The following is a 7,715-nucleotide window of genomic DNA, read 5'->3' as shown; positions in this document are numbered from 1 at the left end:
TCCGCTCGCTCTCCAACCAGATCGATCCCGTGACCCGCGCCATCACGGCGCGGGCGATGATCGACAATGCCGACTTGCGCTTGCGTCCAGGATTACTGATGACGGTCACACTCTTCAAGAACCCGCGACAGGCGCTGTTGGTGCGTGAGGAAGCCTTGATGCCGAACGGCTCTCGGAACTTCGTGATGGTCGTGGGGGACAACAGCATTCCCGAGAAGCGCGAGGTGCAGCTTGGCACGCGCAAGGAGGGTTGGGTCGAAGTGCTGGAAGGCCTGTCGGTCGATGAGCGGGTTATCACCCATGGCACCATCAAGGCGCGACCCGGCCAGCCCGTGGAGATCATCACCGAGGAAGAGGGTGAGCAGACCATCGGCGAGATGATCAAGAAGTCCCAGGGAAGCTGAGGGTCAGGGGCGCACAGGCGATGCTTATCTCAGATCTTTCGGTTACCCGCCCTGTCCTCGCCGCCGTCGGCAGCCTGCTGCTGATCGCCTTCGGCATCATCGCCTTCGACCGTCTGCCGCTGCGTGAATACCCGGACATCGACCCGCCGGTGGTCTCCATCACCACGGACTATCCGGGAGCCGCCGCGCAGGTGATCGAGACCCGCATAACGGAGATCATCGAGGAGCGGATCGCCGGCATCGAGGGCATCGCCTTCATCGAGTCCTCCAGCCAGGACGGCCGCTCGCGCATCACCATCGAGTTCAAGCCGGGGCGCGACGTGGACGCCGCGGCGAACGATATCCGCGACCGGGTCTCGGGTGTTCTGGACAACTTGCCGGATGAGGCGGACCCGCCCGATATCCAGAAGGCGGACTCAAGCGACGACGTGATCCTCTGGATGTCGCTCTACAGCGACCGCATGTCATCGCTTGAGCTGACCGACTATGCGGAGCGTTACCTGGTCGACCGGTTCTCGACCCTGGACGGTGTGGCGCGGGTGCGGGTCGGCGGCGGGCTCAGCTACTCCATGCGAATTTGGGTCGATCATCAGGCGCTGGCCGCGCGAAACCTGACCGTAACCGATGTCGAGGACGCTCTGCGCGCGGACAACGTAGAGCTTCCGGCGGGCAGCGTGGAGTCCGATGAACGCATCTTCACCGCCCGCGTCGAGCGCGACTTCCGTACAGCGGAGGACTTCAGGAACCTCGTGCTTTCGAGGGGCGGCGACGGCTATCTGGTGCGGCTCGGCGATGTGGCGCGGGTCGAGAAGGCCGCCGTCGAGGAGCGTACGCTCTTCCGGGGCAACGGCGTTCCCACCGTTGGTATCGGCATCATCAAGCAGTCCCAGGCCAATACGCTGGAAGTCACCAAGGGCGCGCGCATGGAGGCCGAGAGGATCAGCGGTTCTCTGCCAGAAGGCATGGAGCTTGGCGTCAGCTACGACACGGGCGTTTTCATCGAGGGAGCGATCAACGAGGTCTACAAGACCCTCGCTATCGCCATCGGCCTCGTCATTCTGGTCATATTCCTTTTTCTCGGCAGCGTCCGGGCGACCATCGTTCCCGCGGTGACCGTACCAGTCTCGCTGATCGGGGCCTTCGTGCTTCTCTACAGTCTGGATTTCTCGATCAACCTGCTGACGCTGCTGGCCCTGGTGCTGGCCATTGGGCTGGTGGTGGACGACGCCATCGTGGTGTTGGAGAACATTCACCGCCGGATAGAAAAGGGCGAGTCGCCGCTGGTCGCCGCCTTCAAGGGCAGCCGCCAGGTGGGCTTCGCCGTGATCGCGACGACGGTTGTGTTGATCTCCGTCTTCCTTCCCATCGCCTTCACCGAAGGCGATGTCGGGCGTCTCTTCACCGAATTCGCCTTGACCATGGCGGCAGCCGTCGCGATCTCGAGCTTCGTCGCTCTATCGCTTTCGCCCATGCTGGCATCCAAGTTCCTGAAGCGCGACGAGAAGAAGCCGCTGGTGATCCGTGTTCTGGACCGGGTCTTCGCGGTGGTTCAGGCGGGGTACAGGGCGACGCTGCGCGGGGCATTGCGCGTGCCGCTTTTGAGCGTGCTGCTGTTCGGCGGCCTGATCGCCGGTTCCTACTGGCTCTATGAGCAGACGCCCACGGAGTTCGCGCCCAAGGAAGACCGGGGCGCTTTCTTCGTGATCGTCAAGGGCGCCGAGGGCACCAGTTACGACGCCATCGTTGAGTACATGGACGTGATTGAGCAGCGGCTGCTGCCTTTGGCCGAGAGCGGCGAAGTGCGTCGCTTGCTGGTGCGGGCGCCCCGGGGATTCGGGCGGCCGACCTCTTTCAACGGCGGTTTCGTGATCGCGGTCCTTGAGGACTGGCGCCAACGGCGCGATGCCTGGAGCATCATCAACCAAGTGCGGGGAGAGCTCAGCGACCTGCCCGGGGTTGTCGCCTTTCCGATCATGCGTCAGGGCCTGGGCGGCGGCATCAAGAAGCCGGTTCAGTTCGTGATCGGGGGAGGGACCTACGATCAGCTCGCCATGTGGCGCGACGAACTGCTGGCGGAGATCGAAAAGGACAATCCCGGCCTTGAGGGCATCGACAACGACTACCAGGAAACCAAGCCTCAGCTTGCCATCGATATAGACCGCGACCGGGCTGGCGACCTGGGTGTCTCCATCAACAACATCGGGCGCACGCTGGAGACCATCCTGGGCTCGCGCAGCGTCACCACCTTCATCGACGCCGGTCAGGAATACGATGTCATCATCGAAGGTGAGAAGGACGAGCAGCGCACGCCGACCGCGATCAACGACATCTTCGTGCGCTCCAGTTCTTCGGGCGCTCTTGTCCCCCTGGCGAACCTGGTCGATATCCGGGAGTACGCCGGACCCAGCGAGCTGAACCGCTACAACCGCACGCGGGCGATCACCATCGAAGCCAATCTGGCCGACGGCTACAGCCTGGGCGACGCGCTGGCCTACATGAACGCCAAGGCGCGCGATGTGCTGCCCGAAAGCGCGATCATCGACTACAAGGGCCAGTCGCGCGACCTTCAGGAATCAAGCGGGTCCCTGGCCTTCGTCTTTGCGCTGGGCATCCTGGTGGTGTTCCTGGTGCTGGCCGCGCAGTTCGAGAGCTTCATCCATCCGCTGGTGATCATCCTGACCGTGCCGCTGGCCGTCGCAGGCGCGCTGCTTGGCATCTATCTGACCGGCGGGTCGCTCAATCTCTACACCCAGATCGGCCTGATCATGCTGGTCGGGCTCGCGGCCAAGAACGGTATTCTGATCGTCGAGTTCGTGAACCAGCTTCGGGACGAGGGCTGGGAGTTCAAGGAGGCGCTGGTCGAGGCCTCGGTCATCCGTCTGCGCCCCATCATCATGACCGGGATCACCACGGCCATGGGCGCGCTGCCGCTCATCCTGTCCTTCGGCGCGGGGGCTGAGACCCGCCAAGCGATCGGCGTGGTCATCTTCTCTGGCGTCATCGCGGCCACCTTCTGCACGCTCTTCATCGTGCCGGTCGCCTATCAGATCCTGGCGCGCGGAACCAAGCCGCGAGGCTGGGTGCGGGACCGCTTGAACCGTGAGCTCGAAGAGGATGCCGACAGCGGGAAGGTCCGGCAGATCTACGATGAGCCGCCGCAGCGGGCGGCTGAGTAAGACGGCGAGGGCCGGGCTGGACCAGCGACCGATCACCCCTAATTTGCAGAAATGAGCACCGCCGCTTGCGGGAATGCAAACGCGCGAGTGCCTATCTGTCATCTATCATCCGGCTAAGTTCTTCTCTAGCTGGAATGGCCAACTGATCTTGAATAGGAGAGGCTGAATGAACACCAAGAAAAAAGTCATGATCGCCGCTACTGCCGTTGTCCTGGGTCTCGCGGTCGCTGTGCCCGGCGCGGTCTACGCGAACCTTCAGGAAGAGCGCGAGCAGAACATGAAGAATGTCGTGGGTGCCGTGAAGAAGCTGGTTCCGGTCTTCAAGGGCGAAGTCGCCTTTGACGGCGCCATGGTCGCCGAGCAAGGCATGATCGCCAACGAGAACTTCGTGGCCGCCTCGGGTAAGTTCCCCGAGGGCAGTGTCGAGGGGCGCGCCCTTCCGGTCATCTGGGAGCGGCACATGGAGTTCGAGGCCCTCTTCGATGACGCCATCGCCGCCTCCGCCGCCATTGCGGCCGCCGGTAAGGCGAACGACGAGGAGGCCTTCAAGGCCGCGTTTCAGCAGATGGGCGGCACCTGCAAGGACTGTCACGAGACCTACCGCAAGCCGGAAAACTAAGGCGCGGCCGGCTTGAACGTCCTGTCCCCGGTAAAGGCGAGATAGCACCATGAAGCGGCTGGCGATTCTGGCCGTCCTCGTTGGCCTGCTTGCCTTAGGGGGGCTGCTCTACGCGACCGCGCCCCAGACCGCTACGCTCACGGTCGACGCCGGCTCCGGCGATCCGGAGTTGGGGCGGACCCTCTTTCTTGCGGGTGGCTGCCAGGGCTGCCACGCGCCGCCCAGATCGGCTGAGGGGAGGGACCCGGCTCTCCCCTCCGGCGGGCACCGCTTGCCGAGCCCGGTTGGGACCTTCTTCGCGCCCAACATCACACCGGACCCCGATACCGGCATCGGCAAATGGCGGCTTCAGGACTTCGTGACCGCCATGGTGGAGGGCGCCTCGCCGGATGGCAGGCACTACTATCCGGCCTTTCCCTATGGCTCCTACCGCCATATGACGCAGGAAGACCTCGCACATCTCTTTGCCTACCTGAAGAGCCTGAAACCGGTTTCCGCCGAGGCCGTTGCCCACGACGTGCCGGCCAGCGGCTTGCTCCGTCCCTTCATCGGCCTTTGGAAAGCCATGGCGCTGGGCGAGCCGGGCTTCCAGCCGCCCGCCGGGCTCAGCGGTCCTGCGCTGCGCGGCGCCTATCTTGTTCAAGGTCCGGGGCATTGCGGGGAATGTCACACGCCGCGCAACCTCTTCATGGTTCCGGATGACTCCAGGCGTTATCAGGGCGGCCCGCATCCCGAGGGCAAGGGACAGGTGCCGAGCATCGTCGGCCTGATCGAACGCGGCGAATACAAAGACGCCGCGTCGCTGAAGGAGGCTTTCGAGTACGGCGAGATGTTCGGCTACGACAGTATGTCCAGCGGTGGCATGGGGGAGGTGCAGGGCAACCTCAGCAAGCTGCCCTCCGAGGAATTAGACGCCATCGTCGCCTACTTGGTGAGCCTCAAGCCCTGACGGGGCTTACGGCTTTCGGGCCTATTGCTTCGGCAGGTGCTCCGTCGGGTTTTTCAAGACCACGTTGAAGGACACAGAGATCCGAAGCTCCTTGGAGAGGTTCGGATGCACGAAGTGATGCAGGAACGCAGGCCAGAGAAGGATGGTCCCCGGAGCCGGGAGAAGACTGTACTCCGCTTCGACCTGCGGGTCCTTGGCGATGGCGTTCATGTTCGCCTGAGCGCGCGGATCGTAGAATGAGATGGCCCCCGGGCGCCGGTCCTTGCGGCCGGGCAGCTCCTCGCCTCGCTGGGGTACGGCGATGTAGTAGGTGCCCGAGAGCCAGCAGTGGGGATGGTTGTGCAGGTCGTGATAGTCGCCAAAGCGGTTGACGTTCGGCCAGGCCTGGAGGCTCCAGTTCAGTTCGTAATCGATCCCGGCGCGCTTGGCATAGTCGATCACCGTCTTGTTGACGCAGTCGCGCAGCCAACCCACGGCGGGATTGTCACGGGTAAGAAAATTGCCCGAGAGATAATCCGTCGTGAGGTCCGGGTTCTCTTTCTCCAGCTCATCGATCTCCTCCCGCAGTACCTTGTTGGCGAGCTCGGCGCCCGGCAGCTCCCGGCGCAGGAAGAGAGTCGGCCAGAGTTCCATGAACCCCTGGGAATCGGGTTGAGGCATGATGCCGGGACCGCCGCTCGACCCTGCCGTCAGTGATGGTCGACGATCGGATCGTCGGTGAAGAGGCGCTCTTTCATTTCCCGGGCAAAGGGCTCTGAATTTCGGCGCAGCCACTCCATGACCATGACGGCGTGCTCGATCTCCTCTTCCATGTTGTGGATGAGAATCGCTTTCAAGTCAGGATCGCTACAGCCGTCGGCGCGCTGCTGATACCAGTCCGCAGCCTCCAATTCTTCCATCAGCGAGACAATGGCGCGATGCATGTTGAGGGTCTTCTCGCTGAGCTGTTCGCGCGACTCGTGGAGGCCTTCACTAGACATAGGCTGCTTTCCTTTCGTTCTTTGGGTCCCCGGGGGGAAGTGAGAATGGCCCTATTCTGGCCACACAGGAGCGCAGGTAAAGCCTCGAATTGCTCCAGCGATCTTCGGCATTGGTCAAAGGAAATTAAGAAGAAAGTAACAAGACCGCTCTTAGCATTGCCCCGTGAAGGGATGAGGGGCAGCGCCTTCTTGCGATTCAAGGAGTTGTTGATCCCAAAGCATGTAAAGTCTTATTGTGTAAAAAGAGACTTATGGGAGTGGGGTTCAGCATATGGCATCTGTGGGAATAGCGATTCGGGCGCTACCGCTCGCGCTAGCGTTGACGCTCGGGTTTTCGGCGTCGGCGCCGAATGCCGGAGCGCAAGAGGACGTTTGTGATCTTCGCAACCGGGCTCTTTTCGAGTCCGGATGGGCGGCGGGCAACTCCATCGATACTTACTTCTGGGATCAGGTTCTGCCCTATGTGGGCGTGAACGGCATCCACACCACGGAGCTTGCGGCTATCGATTGCAGCCATCCTCAGCGAGCCAATTCGGAGAACGGCTTTTCGATCTACCGGAGGGGATTCGCGGAGGGTCGCGCTCAACCGTTCGACGAGCCGGGCGTGATTGTACGGATGCAGGCGATCAAAGCAGACACCAAGAAAATCAAAGAGAGCATGATGGCCGCTCAATAGCGGTCATCGTCTATGAGACAGCGCGACAGAAGGAGAGGGACCTTGCGGAGCAAAGCGGCGATTTCACGGACGGTGGCTTCAATGACGGCGGCGGCCCTGGTGGCGCTTCCTTTGACGGCCACGGCGGCGGAGACTTTCACCTGCAGCGAGACCGTTGCATCGGGCGTCGAGTGGCAGGACGAGGGTTCTTCCGCGCGGGAGTTCGAGGGCGGCAGCTTCACCATGGAGTTCCTCTCCAACGTGGAGATGCTGATGGATCATCCCCGCCGGCCTTCCTCCAAAGGCCTGGGCAAGCGCGAGAGCTTCGAGTGCGATAAGCCCTATCCCTCGCTGATGCCGGATATGATGGTCTGCACGGACGGCGCGGAGATGCTGGTCTTCGATCAGGCGGCCCTGACCTTCACCTGGGGCTATCTCTTCTCGCAGAACGTCACGACCTACGGCGCCCCGAACGCCTTCGTCGCGGTTGGCGAGTGCCGTCGCTAACGTTCCAGCGCGTCGCTTATCTAATCTGCTGAGATTTGGCCGCTTGCCGGAGGGCTGACGCTGGTCAGGGGAATCACCTGACAGCCTTGTCCCCGCTTGCGCAGCGCTCTGCACAGGTCTTCCGCGGTCTTGAGCGCCAGCGGGTCGGCAACCACGCGGTAGCGCTGCTCCTCGACAGCGCCATCAATGGCGGCCACCGTCACGCTGTCGCGGGAGAGCAGGTCGCCATGGGCTCTGACCAGAGAGGCTTTCGCCGCTTCGGCCAGATCGGGCTCTGCGAAGGCCGCCATCTCCACGCTGTAGAGCCCTTCCTTGGATTCCTCGGCCGGATAGAGCGGAGCGCCGTGCGACAGGGGGGCGCCCGGAAGCAGGATCCGCTCGACCGTTTGTCCTTCAGACCTGGGCAGCGCGGCCAGTTGCGCCGG

General features: G+C 62.8%; 9 protein-coding genes. 6 read left to right on the top strand and 3 right to left on the bottom strand.

Annotated features, from left to right (window positions below):
• The 4 genes from P8X75_13610 to P8X75_13595 all read left to right on the top strand — a co-directional run.
• The coding region (locus tag P8X75_13610) for a hypothetical protein (GenBank protein MEJ1996218.1) at window positions 1–404 on the top strand (404 nt) is incomplete at its 5' end.
• Window positions 405–424: 20 nt separating this feature from the next.
• Window positions 425–3,580, top strand: coding sequence for an efflux RND transporter permease subunit (locus tag P8X75_13605; protein MEJ1996217.1), 3,156 nt, complete (start codon window positions 425–427; stop codon window positions 3,578–3,580).
• 166 nt (window positions 3,581–3,746) lie between these two features.
• Window positions 3,747–4,199, top strand: coding sequence for a cytochrome c (locus P8X75_13600; protein ID MEJ1996216.1), 453 nt, complete (start codon window positions 3,747–3,749; stop codon window positions 4,197–4,199).
• Window positions 4,200–4,248: 49 nt separating this feature from the next.
• On the top strand, window positions 4,249–5,148 hold the full coding sequence (locus tag P8X75_13595) for a cytochrome c (GenBank protein ID MEJ1996215.1): 900 nt from the start codon (window positions 4,249–4,251) through the stop codon (window positions 5,146–5,148).
• A gap of 21 nt (window positions 5,149–5,169) precedes the next feature.
• Here P8X75_13595 and P8X75_13590 read toward each other — a convergent pair whose 3' ends face one another.
• Window positions 5,170–5,808: a TIGR02466 family protein gene (locus P8X75_13590; GenBank protein MEJ1996214.1), complete on the bottom strand. Its 639-nt coding sequence runs from the start codon at window positions 5,806–5,808 to the stop codon at window positions 5,170–5,172.
• 29 nt (window positions 5,809–5,837) lie between these two features.
• A complete protein-coding gene (locus P8X75_13585; GenBank protein MEJ1996213.1) occupies window positions 5,838–6,128 on the bottom strand; it encodes a ferritin in 291 nt (96 codons plus the stop codon).
• Between the two features lie 271 nt (window positions 6,129–6,399).
• Between P8X75_13585 and P8X75_13580 the strand changes: the two genes are divergently transcribed.
• Together P8X75_13580 and P8X75_13575 are read left to right on the top strand one after the other, a co-directional pair.
• On the top strand, window positions 6,400–6,804 hold the full coding sequence (locus tag P8X75_13580) for a hypothetical protein (GenBank protein MEJ1996212.1): 405 nt from the start codon (window positions 6,400–6,402) through the stop codon (window positions 6,802–6,804).
• An 81-nt stretch (window positions 6,805–6,885) separates the two neighbouring features.
• A complete protein-coding gene (locus P8X75_13575) occupies window positions 6,886–7,290 on the top strand; it encodes a hypothetical protein (GenBank protein ID MEJ1996211.1) in 405 nt (134 codons plus the stop codon).
• A gap of 20 nt (window positions 7,291–7,310) precedes the next feature.
• Here the strand turns inward: P8X75_13575 and P8X75_13570 are convergent.
• Window positions 7,311–7,715: SPOR domain-containing protein (locus P8X75_13570; protein MEJ1996210.1), on the bottom strand; the 405-nt coding region annotated here is incomplete at its 5' end.

This window comes from Limibacillus sp. (assembly GCA_037379885.1).
Classification (GTDB): Bacteria; Pseudomonadota; Alphaproteobacteria; order Kiloniellales; family CECT-8803; genus JARRJC01.
The sequence above is the reverse complement of the archived record's forward strand: the minus strand, read 5'-3'. Positions and strand labels throughout refer to the sequence as shown.

Excerpts from the sequence above, each read along its gene's own strand:
- P8X75_13605 (MEJ1996217.1), top strand. The coding sequence starts at position 425 with ATGCTTATCTCAGATCTTTCGGTTACCCGCCCTGTCCTCGCCGCCGTC.
- P8X75_13600 (MEJ1996216.1), top strand. The coding sequence starts at position 3,747 with ATGAACACCAAGAAAAAAGTCATGATCGCCGCTACTGCCGTTGTCCTG.
- P8X75_13595 (MEJ1996215.1), top strand. The coding sequence starts at position 4,249 with ATGAAGCGGCTGGCGATTCTGGCCGTCCTCGTTGGCCTGCTTGCCTTA.
- P8X75_13590 (MEJ1996214.1), bottom strand. The coding sequence starts at position 5,808 with ATGCCTCAACCCGATTCCCAGGGGTTCATGGAACTCTGGCCGACTCTC.
- P8X75_13585 (MEJ1996213.1), bottom strand. The coding sequence starts at position 6,128 with ATGTCTAGTGAAGGCCTCCACGAGTCGCGCGAACAGCTCAGCGAGAAG.
- P8X75_13580 (MEJ1996212.1), top strand. The coding sequence starts at position 6,400 with ATGGCATCTGTGGGAATAGCGATTCGGGCGCTACCGCTCGCGCTAGCG.
- P8X75_13575 (MEJ1996211.1), top strand. The coding sequence starts at position 6,886 with ATGACGGCGGCGGCCCTGGTGGCGCTTCCTTTGACGGCCACGGCGGCG.